Source organism: Cohnella rhizoplanae, assembly GCF_948329515.1.
Classification (GTDB): domain Bacteria; phylum Bacillota; class Bacilli; order Paenibacillales; family Paenibacillaceae; genus Cohnella; species Cohnella rhizoplanae.
Map to the genome: position 1 here is coordinate 1 of NZ_CAOJCN010000025.1, position 21,152 is coordinate 21,152.

Annotated in this window: 23 protein-coding genes; 14 read left to right on the plus strand and 9 right to left on the minus strand. The window is 52.4% G+C overall.

Going from position 1 to position 21,152, the window contains the following annotated elements; translation table 11 throughout:
- Nucleotides 1–387: 387 nt before the first annotated feature.
- On the minus strand, nt 388–1,446 hold the full coding sequence (locus PQG80_RS24560) for a DNA cytosine methyltransferase (protein WP_271754311.1): 1,059 nt from the start codon (nt 1,444–1,446) through the stop codon (nt 388–390).
- On the minus strand, nt 1,446–2,501 hold the full coding sequence (locus PQG80_RS24565) for a DNA cytosine methyltransferase (RefSeq protein WP_271754312.1): 1,056 nt from the start codon (nt 2,499–2,501) through the stop codon (nt 1,446–1,448). Before PQG80_RS24565 ends, PQG80_RS24560 begins: the two co-directional genes overlap by 1 nt.
- A 793-nt stretch (nt 2,502–3,294) precedes the next feature.
- On the opposite strand from PQG80_RS24565, the gene PQG80_RS24570 reads away from it, so the two are divergent.
- The 3 genes from PQG80_RS24570 to PQG80_RS24580 are packed head-to-tail and all read left to right on the plus strand — an operon-like array spanning nt 3,295 to nt 4,241.
- The gene (locus tag PQG80_RS24570; RefSeq protein ID WP_271754313.1) at nt 3,295–3,567 is read left to right on the plus strand and encodes a hypothetical protein; all 273 of its coding nucleotides are present in this window, start codon (nt 3,295–3,297) and stop codon (nt 3,565–3,567) included.
- Nucleotides 3,539–3,841: a DMT family transporter gene (locus PQG80_RS24575; RefSeq protein WP_271754387.1), complete on the plus strand. Its 303-nt coding sequence runs from the start codon at nt 3,539–3,541 to the stop codon at nt 3,839–3,841. Before PQG80_RS24570 ends, PQG80_RS24575 begins: the two co-directional genes overlap by 29 nt.
- The gene (locus tag PQG80_RS24580) at nt 3,810–4,241 is read left to right on the plus strand and encodes an EamA family transporter (RefSeq protein ID WP_271754388.1); all 432 of its coding nucleotides are present in this window, start codon (nt 3,810–3,812) and stop codon (nt 4,239–4,241) included. Before PQG80_RS24575 ends, PQG80_RS24580 begins: the two co-directional genes overlap by 32 nt.
- Here the strand turns inward: PQG80_RS24580 and PQG80_RS24585 are convergent.
- Nucleotides 4,187–4,720 (minus strand): TetR/AcrR family transcriptional regulator, encoded by a 534-nt coding sequence (locus tag PQG80_RS24585; RefSeq protein ID WP_271754314.1) that lies wholly within the window; start codon nt 4,718–4,720, stop codon nt 4,187–4,189. The two genes, PQG80_RS24580 and PQG80_RS24585, sit on opposite strands and share 55 nt — an antisense overlap.
- Before the next feature lie 116 nt (nt 4,721–4,836).
- On the opposite strand from PQG80_RS24585, the gene PQG80_RS24590 reads away from it, so the two are divergent.
- From PQG80_RS24590 to PQG80_RS28915, 3 genes are all read left to right on the plus strand, one after another.
- A complete protein-coding gene (locus PQG80_RS24590) occupies nt 4,837–5,880 on the plus strand; it encodes an SDR family oxidoreductase (RefSeq protein ID WP_271754315.1) in 1,044 nt (347 codons plus the stop codon).
- A 102-nt stretch (nt 5,881–5,982) separates the two neighbouring features.
- Nucleotides 5,983–7,560: a leucine-rich repeat domain-containing protein gene (locus tag PQG80_RS24595; protein WP_271754316.1), complete on the plus strand. Its 1,578-nt coding sequence runs from the start codon at nt 5,983–5,985 to the stop codon at nt 7,558–7,560.
- An 80-nt stretch (nt 7,561–7,640) separates the two neighbouring features.
- A complete protein-coding gene (locus PQG80_RS28915; RefSeq protein WP_432432805.1) occupies nt 7,641–7,787 on the plus strand; it encodes a DUF7336 domain-containing protein in 147 nt (48 codons plus the stop codon).
- A gap of 56 nt (nt 7,788–7,843) precedes the next feature.
- On the opposite strand, the gene PQG80_RS24600 is transcribed toward PQG80_RS28915, so the two are convergent.
- A complete protein-coding gene (locus tag PQG80_RS24600) occupies nt 7,844–8,566 on the minus strand; it encodes a MerR family transcriptional regulator (protein ID WP_271754317.1) in 723 nt (240 codons plus the stop codon).
- 156 nt (nt 8,567–8,722) lie between these two features.
- On the opposite strand from PQG80_RS24600, the gene PQG80_RS24605 reads away from it, so the two are divergent.
- A complete protein-coding gene (locus PQG80_RS24605; RefSeq protein ID WP_271754318.1) occupies nt 8,723–9,223 on the plus strand; it encodes a DUF6022 family protein in 501 nt (166 codons plus the stop codon).
- Nucleotides 9,224–9,351: 128 nt separating this feature from the next.
- Nucleotides 9,352–9,909, plus strand: coding sequence for a dihydrofolate reductase family protein (locus tag PQG80_RS24610; RefSeq protein ID WP_271754319.1), 558 nt, complete (start codon nt 9,352–9,354; stop codon nt 9,907–9,909).
- 97 nt (nt 9,910–10,006) lie between these two features.
- Here the strand turns inward: PQG80_RS24610 and PQG80_RS24615 are convergent, their stop codons facing one another.
- Nucleotides 10,007–10,702 carry a YybI family spore inner coat protein gene (locus PQG80_RS24615; protein ID WP_271754320.1) on the minus strand — a complete coding sequence of 232 codons (696 nt, stop codon included), beginning with the start codon at nt 10,700–10,702 and terminating at the stop codon, nt 10,007–10,009.
- 204 nt (nt 10,703–10,906) lie between these two features.
- On the opposite strand from PQG80_RS24615, the gene PQG80_RS24620 reads away from it, so the two are divergent.
- The gene (locus PQG80_RS24620; RefSeq protein ID WP_271754321.1) at nt 10,907–11,641 is read left to right on the plus strand and encodes a class I SAM-dependent methyltransferase; all 735 of its coding nucleotides are present in this window, start codon (nt 10,907–10,909) and stop codon (nt 11,639–11,641) included.
- A 16-nt stretch (nt 11,642–11,657) separates the two neighbouring features.
- Here PQG80_RS24620 and PQG80_RS24625 read toward each other — a convergent pair whose 3' ends face one another.
- Nucleotides 11,658–12,548 carry a sigma-70 family RNA polymerase sigma factor gene (locus PQG80_RS24625; RefSeq protein ID WP_271754322.1) on the minus strand — a complete coding sequence of 297 codons (891 nt, stop codon included), beginning with the start codon at nt 12,546–12,548 and terminating at the stop codon, nt 11,658–11,660.
- Between the two features lie 224 nt (nt 12,549–12,772).
- Between PQG80_RS24625 and PQG80_RS24630 the strand changes: the two genes are divergently transcribed.
- Entirely contained in the window at nt 12,773–13,198 is a 426-nt protein-coding gene (locus tag PQG80_RS24630) for a VOC family protein (RefSeq protein WP_271754323.1), read from the plus strand.
- Nucleotides 13,199–13,296: 98 nt separating this feature from the next.
- Here the strand turns inward: PQG80_RS24630 and PQG80_RS24635 are convergent, their stop codons facing one another.
- Nucleotides 13,297–13,902 (minus strand): cupin domain-containing protein, encoded by a 606-nt coding sequence (locus tag PQG80_RS24635; protein WP_271754324.1) that lies wholly within the window; start codon nt 13,900–13,902, stop codon nt 13,297–13,299.
- A gap of 243 nt (nt 13,903–14,145) precedes the next feature.
- Between PQG80_RS24635 and PQG80_RS24640 the strand changes: the two genes are divergently transcribed.
- Nucleotides 14,146–14,451, plus strand: coding sequence for a hypothetical protein (locus PQG80_RS24640; protein WP_271754325.1), 306 nt, complete (start codon nt 14,146–14,148; stop codon nt 14,449–14,451).
- A gap of 178 nt (nt 14,452–14,629) precedes the next feature.
- On the opposite strand, the gene PQG80_RS24645 is transcribed toward PQG80_RS24640, so the two are convergent.
- Both PQG80_RS24645 and PQG80_RS24650 read right to left on the minus strand, forming a co-directional pair.
- A complete protein-coding gene (locus PQG80_RS24645) occupies nt 14,630–16,894 on the minus strand; it encodes an excinuclease ABC subunit UvrA (protein WP_271754326.1) in 2,265 nt (754 codons plus the stop codon).
- Nucleotides 16,895–17,060: 166 nt separating this feature from the next.
- A complete protein-coding gene (locus tag PQG80_RS24650) occupies nt 17,061–17,960 on the minus strand; it encodes an SDR family oxidoreductase (protein WP_271754327.1) in 900 nt (299 codons plus the stop codon).
- Nucleotides 17,961–18,135: 175 nt separating this feature from the next.
- On the opposite strand from PQG80_RS24650, the gene PQG80_RS24655 reads away from it, so the two are divergent.
- The 3 genes from PQG80_RS24655 to PQG80_RS24665 all read left to right on the plus strand — a co-directional run bounded on the left by PQG80_RS24655 (nt 18,136) and on the right by PQG80_RS24665 (nt 21,094).
- Nucleotides 18,136–18,789, plus strand: a complete 654-nt coding sequence (locus tag PQG80_RS24655; protein ID WP_271754328.1) for a TetR/AcrR family transcriptional regulator — start codon at nt 18,136–18,138, stop codon at nt 18,787–18,789.
- 75 nt (nt 18,790–18,864) lie between these two features.
- Entirely contained in the window at nt 18,865–19,578 is a 714-nt protein-coding gene (locus tag PQG80_RS24660; protein ID WP_271754329.1) for a DUF421 domain-containing protein, read from the plus strand.
- A 25-nt stretch (nt 19,579–19,603) separates the two neighbouring features.
- Nucleotides 19,604–21,094, plus strand: a complete 1,491-nt coding sequence (locus PQG80_RS24665) for a peptide MFS transporter (RefSeq protein WP_271754330.1) — start codon at nt 19,604–19,606, stop codon at nt 21,092–21,094.
- Nucleotides 21,095–21,152 lie beyond the last annotated feature (58 nt).

Below are 21,152 nucleotides of genomic sequence, written 5' to 3' on the forward strand. Positions count from 1 at the left end.
ATATAATCCTATAATTGCGCACTTTTTTATTGGGTCGTCCCCGATAAGAAACCCTTTATTTGAGATAGTACGATTTAATTGAATTCGATGTTCCCTAGGTCTTTCTCGGGAACTGGAGGTTACATTAAACATATATAAATACAACTCGAACAATACATTACCACATACAACTTGATAAATGGTTAAACCAGTGTCTTTACCTACCTGGCTTAATTGCCAACTCCCTTTACGAAAGGAGACTTCGAATAGGTCAAGTAATTCAGTATCCGAGAATTTGGTAGATGGTATACCCAATTCAATAGATCCGTCATTAATTGCTTGATAACTATGGGTAACCAACGCTAGCACCTCGGTAGTCATTTTTACCTACATAATACCATAAAAGGACTAGTTTGTATTGGTAAAAAGTTGTTCTTTTATACTCGCAGCAAACTTTTCTACTAAAAGAGGTGGGACAGCATTACCAATTTGCCTCCACTGAGATCTAAAGTCTCCATCCAGGACATAGTCGTCTCTAAAGGTTTGAATACGTTTAATTTCTTGTATACGTAAAAAACGATTTTTCCAATGAAAGGGCCCCATATTGTTTGAAAAACTCGCTTGAATTGTCCATGATGGTCTATCTGGTGATAGTTTTAAAAGAAAGGACCAGTATCTGGATCTCCACTTAAAAATAGGACTAGGATATCCTCGTTCAGCGGTGAAAAATAAATAATTGTCTCCAGGGGGAATCAGTTCAAGTAAATCTTTATGTTTAGATCCTGCTCTGAGTTTCTCATCTTCAGGTAATTCATAATCAATATCATTTAACACATCACCACACGTGACCCAGGGTAATCTTTCAGTTGTATTAAAAAGATCGAATAATTCTGGGTTTCGGTGGGTTTCCTCGGGGAATATAAACTTCTTCCCTAATTCCTTACTTACGCCAACACAAATAAACCGCTCTCTGGTTTGGGGTACCCCGTAATTGGCAGCGTTAACAACCTTCCAAGAAATTTCATAATTTAACTTTTCGGACATTTCTTTTAAAAATAAAAAAGCATCTTGATGGGGTTTATAAATAAAGCCGTGTACATTTTCGAAAAAGAATACTCTAGGTTTTACCTGCTCGATTGCACGAAAGTACTCTTTAAGAGTAAATGAATTTTCGTCCTCTAAAGCTCTCTTCTTTTCAGTGCGATAAAACCGTGATTTGGAATATGCCGGACATGGCGGCCCCCCTACTAAACAATCTACACTCTGAATATTTAGTCTATCTTTTAGTTCCTTAAAATTAATTTGCCTAATGTCTACACAGTCTACAACCTGATTGGGATTATTCATAAGAATAGTATTGCAAGCATCTTGAACTAAATCGGTAGAATATACAATATTGAAGCCAGCATTATGAAATCCAGCATCTATTCCTCCTCCACCAGAAAAGAGGCTTATTACATTAATCATTACACCAAACTCTCCTTCAAATGATTAATCATAGCTCTTGCCATTAAAGGCGGCACAGCATTACCAATTTGTCTTTGAATCGATCGGCGATTACCATAGAATTTATAATGTTTTGGGAATGATTGTATTGCTGCTATTTCTGGAACTCTAAGTCGCCTTGAATTCCAATGGAAAGGACCCACCCACGGACCTGGTTGTGCGGTAATAGTCCATGAAGGTTGATCGGGTGATAACTTTAATAAGAAACTCCAAAATCTTTTATCTGCAACAAACTTAGGATTCTCATAACCCGCCCATGAAGTTAGTGCTTTGTAGTTACTCCCGGGGGGGATTTCTAACAAATCTTTTCCGTATGTTCCATATTCAGCCAACTCTTGCGGTTCAAAAAATTCATCAGTATCAAACTCACGGATGGCCTCACCTGCTGTTACATAAGGCAAAAGACCAATCAAATCGGCTTTTGAACTTTCGGCATGAGTAATAGTTGGTACATCTGTTTTATAGGCACCTTTGGTGCCAATAATAAATAGTCTCTTTCTCTTTTGAGGAACGCCATAATCAAGTGCGTTACCTTTAATTATTTTAGTTTTAAAGCCTGCAATTTCAGCAATTTCGATAAATCCTTCGAGGAGCGACCGATTCGTTGGATGGCCAAGACTTTCAACGTTTTCAAACACAAAACCATCTGGATTTAAATCTTGTACAACTCTTAAATATTCATTTACTAGTAATGCCCGCGGATCATTAATGCCCTTTCGAGCATTATTTCCAACCCAATAACCAGCTTTGGAAAAAGGCTGGCATGGAGCACCTCCAATTACAATAACTTTATCAGCCTTTGAGTTTTGAGCAATAAAGTTAAACCTTTCACTCCTGATTTCATGTAAATCATCAAGGATCAATTCTGTTTTATTGAAGTGGGAATTTTGTCTTAGGGTTTCAATAGCATCAGAAGCGATATCTGTGCTTACAATTACATTTACATTTGACAAAAATGCACCAACATCTAAACCACCAGCACCTGAAAACAAGCTAATTGCTGCTACTGAAGTCATGTTATCTCCTTAAATGTCTTTTCTTTAAATTATACCAAACACTAGCTCCCATTGATAACCATTAAATGTTTAACGCAGAAAAATGAAGATTAACCGACAATTCTCTTCAAACTTCTTTAATAAATGGCCCTCTAGTCCCATTCTAACAAAAACTCGCCAATAACTATACTTGTCGAGAAATATTCTGAATACTCCTACTCGTTATCATAAAATGTGGACTTCCGTTCAATCATAATCCAACGTAACAAACTGTAGATTTTTGACCTGACATGTCCTGAATCATTTGTGGTCAATAGCGATGGAACCCCCATACGTCCTTCAACCACTTCGTAAGACGTTGTTCTCGATCGTCTCGCCGAGCATAAACGCATTGTCCAGCTGATCTTGAATGATCGCGGTCTGATCTTTTTCTTTGCCTGCTGCGCGTGGTCGATCGGATGCGTCGACACCGTCTGCGTCGCTTACGCGCTGGCGCTCTCCTTCGGCGTATCAGAAGAATACGCGCTCACCATGCGAAGCTAAGCAGGATGCATCCCATCGTTCCGATCAAGCGTCTCTTCTTTAATTGCACTTCCATTCCCCCTCGACTTGTCTGCGGTTTGGCTTTCTGTGTTTATTTTAAGGCGGCCGGGGAAGGAAAATAATATACAACTCTTTTTGGATTTACAACAAATAACGAAACTAGTTGGGGTGAACTGTGGGGGCGGCATTTGATATTTCCAAGTAGCCGATAAGGCCGAGTTTACGTTAAACTGAACAGCGAAGTTTATTGCGAAGGAGCAGCAACGTCCCCATGCGTAAGCAAAGCGAGAAGCGCGAAGCGTCAAAGAGTCCCTTTCTATTAATGCCGATCTTGCTGTTGATGTGGGGGTCGTTGGCGGCCGTTAGCAAGCTGCTCTTGAATCATCTGGACAGCTATCAAGTCATGTTCTATATGTACGGGATCGGCGTGATTTCCTTTTTAGCGATCTTTCTGGTCAAAGGCAAATTAAGCGCCCTGTTCTCATGGAAGCTTTCCGAACTTCCTATTGCTACTCTTGTGCGGCACGTTTGCTTTTTTATATGATTTCTTTTATTTAAAATCCCTGGAACGCATCTCGGCGGTCGAAGCGTCCATGTTGAATTATTTGTTTCCTATCTTTATCGTGCTGCTCGCGATCCCCATTCATAAAGAGAAGTTGAACCGGTATAAGATGTTCTCGGTCGCGATGGGTTTCCTGGGATCGCTTCTGCTTCTGACCAAAGGGGATATCGCCAATATTAAATTTCATGAACTTCAGAGGGGACCTTTACGCGGTTTTGGCTGCGGTGAGTTGGGGGTTGTTTACGAACTTCATTAAGAAGAACCAGAAGGATACGATCGTCAGCACTTTTGTGATCACGAGCGTTGCCTTTCTTCTATCAATTGGCGCTACGCTGCTGTCCTCCCGCTTCATCGTTCCAGAGCGAACGGACTTTTACGGCGTGTTATGGCTACGCATGAGCAATATCGCGCTCGGATTTTTCTTGTATTTCCGGGCGCTGAAGTACTCTCCGGCCTCGTTGATCGCAAGCTTTACCTTGTTCACCCCGTTTGTCACGCTGGTCTTTATCGTCATCTTGCTGGGCGAGAGACTGACGGTTACGGAATATCTTGCGGCATTGCTGATCATCTTCAGCATCCCGATTGATACGGTGAGCCTCTTTTATTTATGGAAAAGCCGAATGAGCGCTTTAATTTCCTCTACGGTTTCTTTTTGACCGTTCTTGATCCACATCACCCAAACTTCGAATACGCCGGCGCTCATGAAGTCGATCCAGTACGTTCGCTTCGCGCCCGTCCAGTCCGGGAAGGGAATGATCTCGTCGTACAACTGCGTAATATGGGATTTGAATATCTGATAGAGCAGCTCGGTGTAATTCCCTTCAATGGCCATAAGAAAATCCTTGGACAGCGCGTTAAAGAAGTTCGTTAAATCCGTTATTTTCTGTTCGTGGCTGCTTTGAAAGTAAGTTCTATCAAATATCTCCGCGAATTTAGGTTCGTAGTACGCCTTCAATACTTGTTCGAGACTATCGTAATTTCGATAGAAGGCCATTCGGCTGACGCCGGCTTTTTTGACGACTTCCGATACGGTTAATTTCGGTAGGCGTTTGGTCTGCAAGAGCTCCAGCAGCGCAAGGGCGATCCATTCCTTGGTGTCTTTTTTGATGCTTTGGGCGTGATCCGTAGCTGCCATTACACTTCCTCCGTTCTGTCACAGATGCCTGTTAACCGCTTGTTTTCGCTCAGGTTCGGACTTAAACTAATCAAAACACGTTACACCTGTAACGTCAATAGAAAGGAAGGTTGACGATGTCGCAACCTAACCATCCCTTGGTGCTTGTGACCGGAGGCTCCGGATTTATCGCCGTTCATGTCATTTTAAAGCTACTGGAGCAAGGGTATCGCGTGCGAGCAACGCTGCGTACCATGAGCAGACAAGATGAAGTGAGAGCTATGTTAATGTCGGGCGGATTAACGAATCTTGAAGCCTTGTCCTTTATTCAAGCGGATCTATCTTCTGATCAGAACTGGGACGCGGCTGTTCAAGGGACTGATTATGTCATCCAAGTCGCTTCTCCAACGCCCAATAAGGTCTATAAGGATGAAAATGAAATGATTCAACCGGCGCGGGAAGGCGTGTTACGCGTGTTGAGGGCAGCGCGGGATGCAGGTGTCAAACGCGTGGTTCTCACCTCGGCCTTCGGCGCGATTGGCGTGGGACACATCAATCATAAGGGGCCCTATACCGAAGAGGATTGGTCCAACACGGACGCCAACATTCATCCCTATCAAAAGTCGAAAACCATCGCGGAAATAGCGGCTTGGGATTTTATTCGCCAAGAAGGCCATGGATTAGAGCTTGCGACGGTCAATCCCGTCGGGGTGATGGGGCCGATCCTAGGCCATGATTACTCACATTCGAACGAATCCGTTCGCCAGATGATCGAAGGCAAGATGAAGGCCGTCCCTAAAATTTACTCCGATTATGTCGATGTCCGAGACGTTGCCGATTTGCACCTATTGGCCATGCTGCGTCCCGAAGCAAACGGGCAGCGATTCATCGCTTCCAGCGCAGAAAATCTATCGATGTTAGAGATTGCCCGTATCCTGCGGAAACACTTAGGCGAAGACGCTAAACTTGCGCCGCGCAGGGAGCATCCGAATATCGTCGTGCGTACGTTGGCGATTTTTAATCCGAAGCTAAAAATGATTGCCTCTCTCCTGGGACAAGATATGTCGACGAGCAATCAGAAAGCCAAGCGGCTGCTGGGATGGACGCCCCGTTCGGCAGAAGAAGCCATTGCGGCAACCGGGAGGAGTATGGTCGACATCATCAAAGGGCAGATGAAGTAACCAACTAGCATTTCCTAATTCTTGGAGAAAAGTGGCCATCCCTTCTATCAGGTAACATTGATATACTTAATGAGACACCAAGAAGAAGGGATTTGAGACGCTTTGAGTAAGGTTTTATCGGGGATGCTGCTTGCCTCCGCCATGTTCCTTAGCTTGCCCGGACAGGCATGGATGGAAGCAGTCCCGCCCCAAGTCGAACAGCTGCAGCAATCCTCGGAAGTTCGCTTTCAGGATGAGAAGTTCGCGTCTACGGTCAGATGGCAGTTACATAAGAAAGACGATGAAGCCGTCACGAAGGAAGACATGGCGTCCTTCACCGAACTCAGTCTTATCGGCGTAAATCATGTAGAGGGCTTGCAATATGCGACGAATCTGACGCAGCTTAATGTATCCAGGAGCGAGCTTCAGGATATTGGCGTGCTCCGCTCGTTAACCAAGCTGACGAAGCTGGACCTCGGGGGCAACCAGATCGCGGATCTGAGTCCGCTGAGGTCGCTGACCAACCTGGAAACGCTTGATTTGAACAGCAATCAGATCGCGGATCTCGGGCCGCTGGGCGCCTTGACGAAGCTCAAAGAGCTGAACCTCTTTGTCAATCCGATCGCGGATCTAAGCCCACTTAAGCCGTTGATCAACCTGGAGAAGCTCTCTTTGTCCGGTACGATCAAGGATATCGGCCCACTCGCCTCCATGAGCAAGCTCAAGGAGCTGAATCTCCAATCCACCCAGTTCATGGATCTGAGTCAGTTAAGGCCGCTCGCCAGCCTGGAGAAGCTTGACCTGAACAACAATGGCATCGCGGATATTGGACCGCTCAGCGCCTTGACCAAGCTCACGCATTTGAATCTCGCGAGCAATCAGATCGCGGATCTGAGTCCGCTGAAGCCGCTGACCAACCTGCAGTCTCTTAGCCTTACAAATAATCGGATCGCGGATCTCCGCGCGCTAGCCGGGTTAACCCAAATGCGTTCGCTCGATGCGGGGCAAAATCAGATCAAGGATCTTGCTCCTCTGAAGAAGATGACGAAGCTGGTCATCCTCGATCTCGCGAGCAATTTGGTTTACGATCTTGGGCCCTTGGCATCGCTGAAGAACCTCTCTTACTTGGACTTATCTTACAATCGCATATGGAATCTGGAGCCGATTCGCAACCATGCGTTTGCTCATTATTACGACACGGGCGCGCTTATCTATGGGCTGAATTACGCAGGCAATTATTTGGATCTGAGGCGCACATCCCAGTCGTACAAGATTCTTCATGCGCTTGACCAGATGGACAGTCCGGCAAGCACTACCCCAATCAATAAAGTCGAACGATTGGTCATCGGCAGCACGACCGCCTACGTCTGGGAAAGTCCTTTGCAGCTTACCCATGCCCCGTTTATCGTATCGGACCGCACGTATGTCCCCATCCGGTTCGTGTCGAAGTGGTTGGGTGCCGAAGTCGGCTGGGACCAGACCAAGAAAGAAGTGACAATTCGCAAAGGCGGTAAAACGATTCGTTGGGTTGTGAACGAGAAGGAAGCAGACGTGAACGGACAAACCGTGCCCTATGACGTGCCGATGCTGTTGAAGAACAACAGCGCGTTTGTCCCGGTACGCTTCGTGTCCGAGCAGCTGGATTCCTCCGTGGAATACATGACCAAACCGCAGACGGTACTTATATTCCAGAAAAAGTGAATGGATATGGAAGCTAATAGAATGTTGGATCCCGCTTAAACGGCGGGATTTTTTTATGTCAATGAAACGACGAGACCAAGATTATAGGTATATATTCCTCCTTAGAAAAAGCGAAAACGGTAGTGAGCAGATATCAGCGACTACCGGGCTTCAAGGATCATGCTGATCTTTTTTTCATTGATGCGTATGAAATAGATTCAGATCATTGGACAGAAGGTTTCATTTAAAGTTTGATTGAGCAGACTTTCTTTGTTCCATTAAACCGGCAGCACTCGAAGAGTGATCAATGTTCCTCCGTTGTATCCGAAAGACCTAAGCCTTGAATCAAGCAATATAAAAAATAGATTCCTTCCATCTGAAGCCTGATCATCTTGTCTAGGTAAGCTTTAATACTTTCAACTAGCTCCTTCGTGTCCTCGATATTCTGTAGTTCTAAACAGGCAATCGCCTGCTTTAAACTCACGGTCTCCTCGGAATAAACGGCGCTTTGCAGCACCTGGATCATCCTTATTTTAAAGAGATGCGCTTCATTGAAAAGTCTGTACTCGTTGTCAGGATCTCGCTCAGTCGTGAACAGGCCGCTCTTCTCCCAATAACGAATGGCCGATTTAGGAGCTCCGGTCCGTCTGGAGACCTCGTGAGTGTTGAAGCGTTGGTTAAGATCATAAGCTTGACTGCCTTCCGCGTAGGATTTCAACGCCTCTACCAATTGATCTAAATTCGCCTTTTCCCTATGCAGCATGACCTCTCGGTCTCGAACGATCCACAAGGCGTCATCCACCTCATTTCGCCCCATACGATGCAGGACCTCGCTCGTCACTTCCATTCCGAATGCCGGGGCCATGGCTTGAATACATGCCAGATAAGCTTCGTGCCGCTGCGTATATATGCGGTATCCATTCGCAGAGCGAACCGCAGGAGGAATCAACCCTTTTGCTTCGTAGTTCCTTAAAGTGTTGGCGCTCAAATTATATTTACTTGCCAGTTTTTTCGGTCGATAGTCCATGCGGTCCCGCCTTCGTGAATGAGACGTGCAAACATTAAAACCATTGTAAGCTTATTCGGGACCATTCATGAATTCCCTTTAAGCACTTCCCCGAAAGCTTCCAATTGGCTTGCATGTTTTATGATGGAGTTAATCCACGTACAAGGAGGCGCACGTATGACAGCAAGACCTGAATTCCGTAACGACATGTCGATTGAGGAGATGGGCAAGGCCGGCAATCAGTATTTGGAATCAGCATGGAAGCCTTTATACGATTCGATGCATGAGCAATTAACGATCGCTTTTCTTGAAATAGAGGATGCTGCCTATGGGCTGTATCTGGACCGGTTGATGCCTGCGCTATTCGATGGCCTTGAGGAGGCTGGATTCGAAGCGACGGAGCCCCTCCGAGAGGATGACTTTGTCATCGGGAAACGCCTGCTATTCCGCAACTCGCTTGAAAAGTGGGGAACCGAGGACAAGAGGTCCAGAATTTTCTGGAATGTGATACGTCACAAGAATAATCAGCAGCCCATAGGCACCTTATTGACGGAAATCCCCCATTCTCATCTGAAGTTCGATATTCCTGCGCCGCCTGTGCTCTATTCGCTTGAAGCGTGGGAGCGGGAACCCATCGCGCAAGGGATACGACGAATCATGGCGTCCACGGAACGCTAGCTCCGCGACAACAAGCTGCCATAATCAGCAATCCATGAGAAATCAGGACGTTGTTGGATGATAAAATGTAGATAGAAAGGAAGTTGTATATGTTCATTGGACACTGAAGAATGGGAGGGGTTATTGAAATGGCTAAACTGATCTACCCCATTAACGTATCGTTGGATGGCTACATGGAGGACGAGCGCGGCAACAACGATTGGGGGGTCTCCGATGACGAGACTTATGCGTTCTGGACGGACTTCCAACGGACGATCGGCACCTACCTATACGGGCGTCGCATGTACGAGTCGATGGTGTACTGGGAGACGGCGGACGCCAGCCCCCAACAACCGGAGGAAGTGCGGGAATTCGCGCAGATCTGGCGAGCGGCCGATAAGATCGTTTATTCCCGGACGCTTCAAGCGGCGTCAAGCGCCAAGACTCGGATCGAGCGCGAATTCGATCCTGATGCGATTCGGAGGCTGAAGTCGTCTTCAGGAGCCGACATGACGATTAGCGGTCCCGAGTTAGCTGGGCTGGCGATGAGCGCGGGACTCATCGACGAGTGTCATCTGCTGCTTAATCCGGTCGTCTTGGGTAGAGGCAAGCGAGCATTGCCCGACAACCTCCGCACGCGGCTCGAGCTGCTCGATGAGCGCCGCTTCCGAAGCGGCGTTGTTCATCTCCACTACCGCGTGATCTGATCGCGACGCTAGACTGGAAACGCTAGCTCAGCGACAAACAAGCTGCCGAGAAGATCGGCAGCTTGTTGAGCTGTGAGCATATCGTGTAAGGAATGTCTTAAAAAAGACTGATCAACTTCGAACCCAGTATGGCTACCGTCAATCTGGAGGAAACGAATCGATCGCCGTTCCATGTCAAAAGGTTCTCGACATACCCTAACGTATCGGCGTTCGTCGTACCAATAATACGTTGTAGAGCAAGTAAATCGTAGCCCATGTTTCTCTCGTTCGTCACGATCGGATAGAGTCCGCCTAGCGCCAGAACCTCGCCCTGGACCGGCTGCTTCAGCTTGCCGTCATCATCGTAATATTGCGACAAATAGTCATAGCCCTTATGGCTAATGTCTATGGTGAATAACACGTCGAGCTGAGGATTACTGACGCTCACTTTGTAGAAGTCCTCGTAATTCACGTTGAACTTATACGCCTCGTTATACTTCTCAACGTCGAACATTTCGTAGAGAATATGGTTCTTGAAGGAATACAGATAGAAGCTCCCGTATCCCCCGCTCCCTCCGGTATCGATGCTCACTAAGATGTCCTGTACGCGATCCTTGGAGAAGTCCCCAAGGAAAAGTCTGGCGTTGTATCCCGCATTGTTCGGAAGATTGACCGCCGTGCTGCGATTCGAATGTCCGTCTTGGATGATGAGCGTGATGCGATCGGCGAAGGGTCCATCGGATCGATTGCCGTATAGATATACGTTATCCAGGATGCCGTCCCCGCTGACGTCACCTTGCTTCGCATCGAGCAAGACAATGCTTCGTGAATGAGCGTGGTACAATCCCAACATCCCCTATCCGCAGTCATATCCCTATGCCTACAGATATGTAGGTCGGTACCTAGCGGATTGTGCAGATGCCTATGGCCCATGACAATATGACTGGAGGGACTTGGGAGGCACAGAGAGAATAAATAAAGGTACTCACTTGAACGCGACGTTAAGGAGATTGGATAAATGAAAGAAAAGGTTATTCAGGCGTACGACAGACTGGCTAAAGACTATGAAAAGCATGTCGATACAGAGAGCGGACATAACGCCTATTACGAACGGCCAGCCATGATGGCGCTCTTGCCGACGGAAATGAATCAACTGTCCGTCCTGGATGCCGGCTGCGCCGCGGGATGGTATACGGAGCAGTTTCTAAAAAAAGGGGCGCATGTGACGGCGATTGATATTAGCCCTGAAATGGTCGAAGCCTGCAAACGGCGAGTCGGCGATAACGCAACCGTGCTCACCTGCGACTTAACGGATCGTCTACCGTTCCAGGATGAAGCCTTTGACCTTATCGTCAGTTCTTTAACCCTTCACTACATCGACGATTGGGTTCCCACCTTTCGTGAATTTCATCGTGTGCTGCGACCCGGGGGAAGCTTCGTTTTCTCCGTGCATCATCCCTTCATGGACTTTAGACATTTCGATCGCCCGGACTACTTCGCTCATGAGTTATTGACGGAGATATGGAACAAAAAAGAATCCGGTCCCGTGGAAGTCACTTTCTTCAGGAGACCCTTTCAAGAAATTATTAACGTAACTTCGGCACAGTTCATCCTGAACCAAATCATCGAACCCAGACCAAGCTTGGCATTCAAGGATAGGCCCGAGGCGAAGGATTGGTATGCGAAGTGGTTCGATCGTCTTGAGACGAATCCGCATTTTCTTATCGTGAAGGCTTGTAAATCGCGATCATGAAGCAGACTTCAGCCCATCAATCGTCCATAGCGGCCATGTCGAGTTCGCGAAGACGCGCCTGGTCGGCAATCATGCCGATCTCGGTGATTCTGCCATCATCCGCAACCGTGAATTCGAGAATGAATATCGGTTGATCCAAATTACCCGCGATGACGCCCGCCGATCCGTTCACGAGCACCGTCTGCATACTCCGGGCACGGCGCGCGAATTGCCCGATCTGCTCGGCCACGCCCTCCGAACCGCGGACCACCGGCACGTTGGCGACTGGCGGGAATGCAGGATCGTTATGAAGTACCACATTCGGGTCCAATACCGAGAGCAGTCTCTCGAAGTCTCCATTTCGTGCTGCGGCGAGGAAGGCATCGACAAGCTCCCCTTTCAGCTGAGCCCTCCCCGTTTCCGAAGGCAACGCGTTACCCTGAACTCGGCGACGGGCGCGGCTCGCCAGCTGTGTCGCTGCGGCTTCGTTGCGTCCCATAATGAGCGCGATCTCTGAGAACGACAAGGCGAATATATCGTGAAGCACGAAAGCGACGCGTTCGGCGGGGGTTAATTTCTCGAGGACAACGAGCATCGCGAATCCCACGGAATCGGCCGTCAGCGCTTCATGCTCGGGATCGCTCCCATCATGAAGACCGGCAACCGGTTCAGGCGCGCTGGACATAACAAGCTCCTCGCGCCTCGATCTGCGCGTTCGCAGCATATCCAGACATACCCGCGAGACAATGGTCGTCAGCCATCCCCCCATATTCTCGACTTCTCCCGTATTCGTACGGGTAAGACGGATCCAAGACTCCTGCACGGCGTCATCCGCTTCGCTCCGCGATCCGAGCATCCTGTAAGCTACAGCCTGCAAATGATGCCGTTGTGTCTCGAATTGTTCAGCAAGCCAGTTGCGATCGTTCATGCGCCGCCTTCCCTCCCTTTGCTTCTTCTCTATTTACTTATTTGTCGTAAGAGATGATGGATTTGTGACGGACATTTCTCTTTCTTAATAAAATCCTTTTCGTCCCTTGCTGTCACATTCCTCTCGTGGCTTACGACATAGTCAGTGACAAGGGAAACCGGACGATGGGAGAGAAGCGTCATTCGGTTGTCCGTTGGACACTTTGAATCCAGGAGATGATTGTTGTGAGTACGAATTTGATCCCTTTTCTTGAGATGAACGGAAGCGCGAATGAAGCCATCGAATTATATGTAAAGGCGCTGGATGCCGAGGTCGCCTATATGCTTCGATATGGAGACACGCCGGAAAATCCGGAAGCGCCGCTGCCGCCGGAAAAGAAGGACTGGGTGAATTACGCCGTCTTGAAGATCGGCGACTCCGAACTGCAGATGACCGATCAGGTGACCGGAAGCACCTACGAGAAGGGAACGCAGATCACCATCGTCGTTCAAACCGACGACAAAGAAAAAGCTACCCGGTACTTCGATGCATTGAAGCAAGGCGGTCGCGTGAACGACCCGCTGCAAGCAAGCTTCTTCAGCCCCGCTTACGGTAATGTAACGGATAGGTTCGGTATCACGTTCCGGATCCTGACCAAAGGACGTCAGTGATCTGTCAATCCGCGCAAACGACAACAAGCTGCCGAGAAGTTCGGCAGCTTGTTGAGCTATGGGCAAAGATCACGTACCGCATCGTAAGGTTGATACGCCTAGCGCATGCCCTCGGCCGCCGTCGCAGCCGCCTTCGTGGGATGAACGGTACCGAAAGGATGCTGCGGCGGAGCATAGATGACGTATACCTTCAGCGGCGCGCTGCCCGTATTGTTCACATTGTGCCAGGTGCCGGCGGGGACCATTACCGCATCGCCTTCGGCGGCCGCGACCTCGTAATCCAGCCGATCCTTGGTCTTCCCCATCTGTACGAGCCCCTGTCCCGCTTCGATCCGGATGAATTGATCCGTGTGCGGGTGCACCTCCAGACCGATGTCGCTGCCGGCGGGGATGCTCATCACGGTCACCTGGAAGTGCTCGCCCGTCCATAGGGCCGTACGGAACGTATCGTTCTGCTCCGTCGCCTTTTCAATGTTGATGACCAGCGGTTGTTTGCCATAATCCTTGATGGCCATCCCGGCTTCGGGCTGCGAGCTGAACCGCTCGTAGCTGAAAGGAAAGGGATACGCCGGTTGGTAGGGATACACCGGCTGGTAATAGGGGGAGTTGCAGTTGCTGCGATACGGCTGCTGGTACAGCTGCCATACATATTGGGCATACGCCGGGTTCGGATAGGCTTGAGGCAGAGCTTGCGGAGCTTGCATTGTGTTCATCCCTCCATGCTTAGATCGTTCATCCTATGCCCGGCATGGGCAAACGTACCTTGAACGCCCCAGAGGCATGGTTAAGCCTATCGTTATTACCGCTTTCCTCTAAGTAATCCTTGGCCCTCTCGATGAGCTTGAAGTGACGATTAAACGCCAGCCCCCCTCTTCGATTGAGAACTTAGCGCTGGGCATATGCATAGTATGGATGGCGGCGATATTCGGATTTGCGGAGGTCATGGGATGAGTTATCAATATCCGGCAACGCACGAACATGTTCTATTTCAAGCAGACCCTAATGCAGTCACGACTTTAAGGTCTATTCGGGATCGGATCTATCACGTGTCCAGCACGCATGTCGATCGGCGAGTTCGTGTCCAAACCTTAGACGGCAATATCTACGAAGGCACGATCGTACATGTCGATCGCGGACACGTTTATTTGAAGGTATCGCCTCCCTCAGGACAACGAGCCTTCTTTGGTCCAAGCGAGGCGGCGATTCTTACTTTAGTACTCTTCGAATTGCTTGTCATCGTGTTATTGGCATAAAAGCAAGGTAACGGAAAACGATAGCCCATCGACAACAAGCTGCCGACAATGTCGGCAGCTTGATGAGCTAGAAAAGGCAGATTAACTTCGTCCTCAGGATGGCTACTGACCATCGTGGGGAGGATGCAATGCGCCTAGCGCAAGAACCTTAGTCCGCCGCTGTTGTCATTCAACAACGTTAGTTAAGTCCCTCGCTCTTGCGCAAATACGCCCCCGTAATCGAATGCTCGGCCGCAGCCAGCTGAGCCGGCGTGCCTTCGAATACAACTCGGCCGCCCCGGTGGCCGCCTTCGGGTCCGATGTCGATGATCCAGTCCGCGCGCTTGATCACGTCCAGGTTGTGTTCGATGACCACCACCGTGTTGCCCCCGTCGACCAGGCGGTCCATGATGTCCATCAGACGGGAGATATCGGACATATGCAGTCCGGTCGTCGGCTCGTCCATGACGTAGAGGCTGCCTTCCTTGTGAAGCTCTCCCGCCAGCTTGATGCGTTGGCATTCTCCGCCCGACAGGGTGCTCAGCGGCTGGCCCAGCGTCACGTATCCGAGTCCTACCTCCTCCAGCGTCCGCATCTGACGGAGCAGCGCCTTCCCGCTGAAGAACGCCGCGGCTTCCCGTACCGTCATCGCGAGGACGTCGCTGATGGATTTCCCGTTCAATCGGTACTGCAGCACCTCCTCGCTGAACCGCTTGCCCCCGCATACCTCGCAGGTCGTCCTTATCGGCTCGAGAAACGCCAAATCCATGTAGATCATCCCAAGACCCTGACAGTTGGCGCAGGCGCCCTTGGCGTTGAAGCTGAACAGGGACGCGCTCACCCGGTTGGCTGCCGCGAACAGCCGGCGGATCTCGTCCATCACGCCCGTGTAGGTCGCCGGATTGGAGCGGATGGACGCGCCCACGGGCGACTGATCGATGACGATCGCTTCCGGATGCGACGGCAGGAATGCGCCGTTAATCAGCGTGCTTTTGCCCGAGCCGGCGACTCCCGTGACCACGGTCAGCACGCCGACGGGGATATCGACGGTCACGTTCTTCAGATTGTGCAGGCTGGCGCCGGCTACGGTCATCCGGCCCTTGGGCGACCTGGTCGACGTTTTCAAGGGCAGACTTTGCTTCAAGTACCGTCCTGTCAACGTATCCGCGCGGAGCAAGCCCGCATAGTCGCCCTCGTAGACGATCTCTCCGCCGCGGGTGCCCGCATGAGGTCCGACATCGATGATATGATCGGCGATCTTCATGACTTCGCGGTCGTGCTCGACGACCAGGACGGTATTCCCTTTGTCCCGGAGCCGGCGCAGCATGCCGTTCAGACGATGGACGTCCCGCGGATGCAGTCCGACGCTCGGTTCATCGAAAATGTAGATCATGTCGGTGAGACTGCTGCTCAGATGCCGGACCATCTTGATGCGCTGCGACTCCCCGCCCGACAAGGTCGCGGTTGGACGGTCCAGACTCAGATACGCCAGCCCGATAGAGATCAGATGGTTCAACCGGATACATATCCCGTCGATCATCGGACCGGCGACGGGGTCCCGGATGGCGTCGATCATGCGTATGAGCTCGCCGATCTCCATCGCCGCGCACTCCGCGATGTTGTATCCGTTAATCCGGCAGCCCAGGGCCGCTTGATTCAACCTGCTTCCCCCGCAAAGGCTGCACTCGTTATAGGAGAGGAAGCGGTCCAAGGTCTCGCGTTTGGCATCCGACATCTCGCTGCTGTCCCGCTTTAAGTACAGACGGGTGAGCTTGGGCAGCAGACCCTCGTAATCCGATTCGATGTCGCCGCCTTTGGTGCGGTAGACGATCTTGCTCTCTTTGCCGTGGAGGAGAGTCTCCCACTCAGCGGGCGTATAGTCGGCAAGCCGCTTGTCGTTTTCGAACAAGCCGGAGTAGGTGTACGTGTTCAAGTACCAGCTTCCCGTTTTAAATACGGGGAACAGGATGGCCCCTTCATTCAGCGACTTGGACCTGTCGAACAGCTTGTCCACATCGAACTGCACCACCTGTCCGACGCCCGAGCATGCAGGGCACATGCCGGCCGGGTCGTTGAACGAGAAGACATGCGATTGGCCGGCAAACGGTTGGCCGATTCTGGAGAACAGCAGCCGGAGCATCGCATAAATATCGGTGATCGTGCCGACCGTCGAGCGGGAGCTGCCGCCGAGCCGTCGCTGGTCGATCACGACCGCCGTCGACAAGTTCTCGATGAGATCGGTATCCGGCTGGCTGAACCGGGGCAGCCGATTGCGGATGAATGCGGTAAACGTCTCATTCAGCTGCCTCTGCGCTTCTGCGCTGATCGTGTCGAATACCAAGGAAGATTTTCCCGAGCCCGAGACGCCGGTGAAAACGGTGATTTTCCGCTTCGGGATGCGGACATTCACGTTCTTCAGGTTATTCTCTCGCGCGCCTTTGATAATGATCGATTCGACGTCCATACACGCCACCTCGGATTCTGGTTTTCTTCGCAGTATACCGGCATAATCATGACAACCTCTGTCATAATAGACGTTCTCTTCAAAAAAAATCGCCCCGGCGCATCTAGTTTAGCTAGACGCGTTGGGGGCTATTTTTTGACGTATGCTCTTCCGGGTCAATCCTGCCTCATCCCTTGAAGTAATGCCCTTCCTCCAGATCCGGGAGAAGCGCCGGATGCTCCGGCTGCCAGCCCAGGCGGGCCCGGGTCAGCGCGCTGGATGTCGGACCGTCCGTCGAGGCGAAGCTGCCGAGCCAGCTGAAGTGCTCGGCTGCCTCTTCGCGGGGGATGCTGACCACCGGCACATTCAGGTGGCGGCCGATGACGCCCGCGATCTCGCGGAAGGGCACGCCCTCCTCGCCGACGCCGTGCAGGCGCGAGCCCGCCGGGGCGGACTCGAGCGCCAGTCTGAACAGGCGCGCCGCATCGAGGCGATGCACGGCCGGCCAGCGGTTGGCGCCGTCCTCGACATAGGCGGAGACGCCCTTGGCGCGGGCGATGCCGATCAAGGCATGGACGAAGCCATGATCGCCCGGCCCATGTACGGTCGGCGCGAGGCGGATGACCGACGATCGCACGCCGCGCTCGGCCATCGCGAGCGCCGCGTTCTCCGCCCCGCCCCGGGGCACGCCGCTATCGACCGCGTCATCTTCGGTGCCGATGCGTCCCGGCGGGAGACCGTGCGAGAGCATCAAGGTGCCCGACGTGCCGACGAACGGCTTGCCCGTGCCCTCGAGCGCCGCGCCGATCGCCTCGACGGCGCGCCGGTCGGTCTCGATCGCGCTGCCGTAGTTCGCGAAGTCATGAATGAAGGCCAGGTGAATGACGCCGTCCGCCGCGGCGGCGCCGCTGCGCAGGCTCTCGGGATCGGCGAGGTCTCCGCGATGAGCCTCGGCCCCGACGGCCGTTAATGTGGCTGCTGACTGATCCGAGCGGGCCAGTCCTACGACTTGATGGCCGGCATCGAGCAGCTCGCGGACGACGGCGGTGCCGATGAAGCCTGAAGCGCCAGTTACAAATACACGCATAGCGAATTCCTCCTCATGATCGAACGCTTAAGTACAGGTCGATTATAGCGCCGCAAATTAAATAAGTAAACCATTTTTAATAAATTAGTTAATTTAGTAATATAAATAAATTCTGTTTTTGGCGTCGACGATTTTGTTATACTGTTAAGCATGAGCCGTAAGGAGGCCTCCCGACATGAGAAAACCAGTAGGCGCCGATCAATATATTGCCAAGATAAAGCCTGCTATCCGAAAAACGCCTTTTAGCCAACTGAAAATAGACGATATCGCCAAGGCGATGGATATCAGCAAGGTGACGCTGTACAAGCATTTCTCCTCCAAAGACGAGATTATCGAGCAGGTCGTCGATTACTACGTCGAATACGTGCAGGAGTCCGACACCGTGGTCCACGATGACTCGCGCTCTTTCGTCGAGCGGTTCCGTCTCACCTTTCTGCATTCCTTGATCTCCGTCACCTATATAACCGATCTGTTCCTGGAGGATCTCAGGGCCTTCTACCCGCACCACTACGAGCGCATGGCCGCGGCGCAGCAGCGCCGCAATCGGCATCTGCAGTCGTTCTTCGAAGCCGGGATGGAGCAGCAGGTATTCAACCGGTTGAACGCGGCGCTGTTCATGATGCAGGACGACGCCGTGCTGCGGCGCTTTTTGGAACCTTCTTTTTCGATCCAGTACGATATTACCTTGAAGCAGGCGATCCTCGATTTTTATCGGATGAAGCAGTACCAGCTCCTCACGCCCGACTATCTGCAGGCCGAGTCCTCGAATCAAGAGGCCTCCTCCGAGTTCGAGACCCGCATCGCCGGCATCCTGCAGAACCTCTCCTAGTTCAACCCTCCGCATGGCGCGCACCGAGATCGGACACCCTATCCCTGGAAAATAAAGTGCCGGAGGGTAGGGTCCGTGGATTTCTATAAAAGCCAGGAGTCATTGACGATCCTCGAATGGATCCTGCGAAGCAGCGTAGCCTTCGTGTGCCTGATCCTCGCGGCCAAGATGATGGGCCAGCGCTCGATCTCGCAGCTGAGGCTTCTCGACTTCATCATCGCGCTGACGCTCGGCAATATCGTGGCGCATCCCCTGTCGGACGAGCAGCTCGGACTGGCAGGCTCCGTCACGACGACCTTCTCGGTCGTGCTCTTGTACATAGCCGCCATCTGGCTTAGTCTCAAGATCCCGCTGTTCAAACACTTCTTCGACCCGGCGGCCATCCCGCTGATCGAGAACGGGAAGCTGAACTATCGGAACCTGGCGAAGGCGAAGCTCACGATCGATTTCCTGTACGCCGAGCTGCGGATCGCGAGCGTGGAGGACATCTCGAAGGTCGCGTTCGCAGCCTGGGAGCCGGGCGGCAATCTATCCGTCTTCCTCGATACCCCCTACCAGCCGGCGACGCCGGCTGACTTGAGCTTGCCCGGGCAGCCCTTCAATCTGACCCGGCCGATCATCACGGACGGCCACACGATCCATGCGCTGCTGCGCGAGCTTGGCAAGGACCGCGCTTGGCTGGCGTCGGCGATCCGGCCATTGGAGATTAGCAGCGTGATCCTGGCGACGGTGGACAGCAAGCATACGGTACAGGTGCATGCGGTCAGAGAGCGGGCTTCGCAGCCATGACACAGACAACCAGAGGAGATCTCTCATGACGACGGCGAATCGGCAAAAGATCGCGGAAAGCGTGCCACAGCGGGGGTTTTTCGGTCATCCGAAAGGGTTATTGACGTTATTTTTTACGGAGTTCTGGGAACGCTTTTCGTATTATGGCATGCGGGCCATCCTGGTTTATTACATGTACTACGAAGCGAGCCGCGGAGGACTCGGGTTCGCGGAGAATACGGCGCTCGCCATCGTGTCGATCTACGGCTCGCTCGTCTATATGTCGGGCGTGATCGGCGGCTGGCTGGCGGACCGGGTCTTCGGCGCCTCGCGCGCGATCTTCTACGGCGGCGTCTTGATCATGGCCGGCCATATCGTGCTCGCCATCCCCGGCAATGCCGGTCTCTTCTTCCTCTCCATGGTCCTCATCGTGCTGGGCACCGGGCTGCTTAAGCCCAACGTGTCGAGCGTCGTCGGCGAGATCTATAGCGAGCGGGACGTGCGCCGCGACGCGGGCTTCAGCATCTTCTACATGGGCATCAACCTGGGCGGCTTCCTCTCTCCGCTGGTCGTCGGCAGCGTGGGGATGCGCAGCTTCCATGTCGGCTTCGCGCTCGCCGCGGTCGGCATGCTCGCGGGACTGATCGTGTACGTCGCGACCCGCAAGCGCTATCTCGGCCTGGCCGGCACGATCGTCCACAATCCGATGGACGCGCGGGAGCGCCGCCGCGTGCTGACGCGGATCGGATTCGGCGCGGCGGTGATCGCCGTCATCCTGATCGTCGCCGGATCCTTCGGCATGCTGACCCTGGACAGCTTCATCAACTTGGTCGGCGTCCTCGGCATCCTCATCCCGGCGGCCTACTTCCTTGTCATGTACCGCAGCCCGCGGACGACGCCGGTCGAGCGCTCCCGTCTGCTCGCCTACATCCCGCTGTTCGTCGCCTCCATCCTCTTCTGGGCGATCGAAGAGCAGGGCGCGACGATCCTCGCCAATTATGCGGACAAGCGGACGCAGCTCGACTTCGCGGGGCTTCGCCTGAATCCGGCGTGGTTCCAGTCGCTGAACCCGCTGTTCATCATCTCGCTCTCGCCCCTGTTCGCCTGGCTGTGGATCCGGCTCGGCGACAGGCAGCCCTCCATCCCGCGGAAGTTCTCGCTTGGACTGCTGCTCGCCGGATTGTCCTTCCTGGTCATCCTGCTGCCCGCTTACTTCGTCGGACCGGACACGCCGGTGAATCCGCTGTGGCTCGTCCTGAGCTACCTGATCGTCGTGCTCGGGGAGCTGTGCCTGTCGCCGGTCGGTCTCTCCGCCACGACCAAGCTCGCGCCCCTCGCCTTCTCGGCGCAGATGATGAGCCTGTGGTTCCTGTCCAATGCCGCCGCGCAGGCGGTCAACGCGCAGATCGTCCGGTTCTACGCCGCGGAGCGCGAGATGGCTTACTTCGGCGTCATCGGGGGCGTCGCCATCGCGCTCGGCCTCGTCCTGTACGCGCTGGCGCCGCGCATCCTGCGGTCCATGCAGGGCGTCCGTTAGGGAGACGGGAGGACGCCACTGCCACGCTCGCCGCGCCGCCGCCAACGCAAAGATCCCC

What these genes read in the sequence shown, in the direction of transcription:
- PQG80_RS24625 (WP_271754322.1), bottom strand. Translation starts at nt 12,548, where the DNA reads ATGAACGATCGCAACTGGCTTGCTGAACAATTCGAGACACAACGGCAT.
- PQG80_RS24605 (WP_271754318.1), top strand. Translation starts at nt 8,723, where the DNA reads ATGACAGCAAGACCTGAATTCCGTAACGACATGTCGATTGAGGAGATG.
- PQG80_RS24645 (WP_271754326.1), bottom strand. Translation starts at nt 16,894, where the DNA reads ATGGACGTCGAATCGATCATTATCAAAGGCGCGCGAGAGAATAACCTG.
- PQG80_RS24565 (WP_271754312.1), bottom strand. Translation starts at nt 2,501, where the DNA reads ATGACTTCAGTAGCAGCAATTAGCTTGTTTTCAGGTGCTGGTGGTTTA.
- PQG80_RS24665 (WP_271754330.1), top strand. Translation starts at nt 19,604, where the DNA reads ATGACGACGGCGAATCGGCAAAAGATCGCGGAAAGCGTGCCACAGCGG.
- PQG80_RS24620 (WP_271754321.1), top strand. Translation starts at nt 10,907, where the DNA reads ATGAAAGAAAAGGTTATTCAGGCGTACGACAGACTGGCTAAAGACTAT.
- PQG80_RS24560 (WP_271754311.1), bottom strand. Translation starts at nt 1,446, where the DNA reads ATGATTAATGTAATAAGCCTCTTTTCTGGTGGAGGAGGAATAGATGCT.
- PQG80_RS24610 (WP_271754319.1), top strand. Translation starts at nt 9,352, where the DNA reads ATGGCTAAACTGATCTACCCCATTAACGTATCGTTGGATGGCTACATG.
- PQG80_RS24640 (WP_271754325.1), top strand. Translation starts at nt 14,146, where the DNA reads ATGAGTTATCAATATCCGGCAACGCACGAACATGTTCTATTTCAAGCA.
- PQG80_RS24585 (WP_271754314.1), bottom strand. Translation starts at nt 4,720, where the DNA reads ATGGCAGCTACGGATCACGCCCAAAGCATCAAAAAAGACACCAAGGAA.
- PQG80_RS24635 (WP_271754324.1), bottom strand. Translation starts at nt 13,902, where the DNA reads ATGCAAGCTCCGCAAGCTCTGCCTCAAGCCTATCCGAACCCGGCGTAT.
- PQG80_RS24590 (WP_271754315.1), top strand. Translation starts at nt 4,837, where the DNA reads ATGTCGCAACCTAACCATCCCTTGGTGCTTGTGACCGGAGGCTCCGGA.
- PQG80_RS24600 (WP_271754317.1), bottom strand. Translation starts at nt 8,566, where the DNA reads ATGGACTATCGACCGAAAAAACTGGCAAGTAAATATAATTTGAGCGCC.
- PQG80_RS24655 (WP_271754328.1), top strand. Translation starts at nt 18,136, where the DNA reads ATGAGAAAACCAGTAGGCGCCGATCAATATATTGCCAAGATAAAGCCT.
- PQG80_RS24650 (WP_271754327.1), bottom strand. Translation starts at nt 17,960, where the DNA reads ATGCGTGTATTTGTAACTGGCGCTTCAGGCTTCATCGGCACCGCCGTC.
- PQG80_RS24570 (WP_271754313.1), top strand. Translation starts at nt 3,295, where the DNA reads ATGCGTAAGCAAAGCGAGAAGCGCGAAGCGTCAAAGAGTCCCTTTCTA.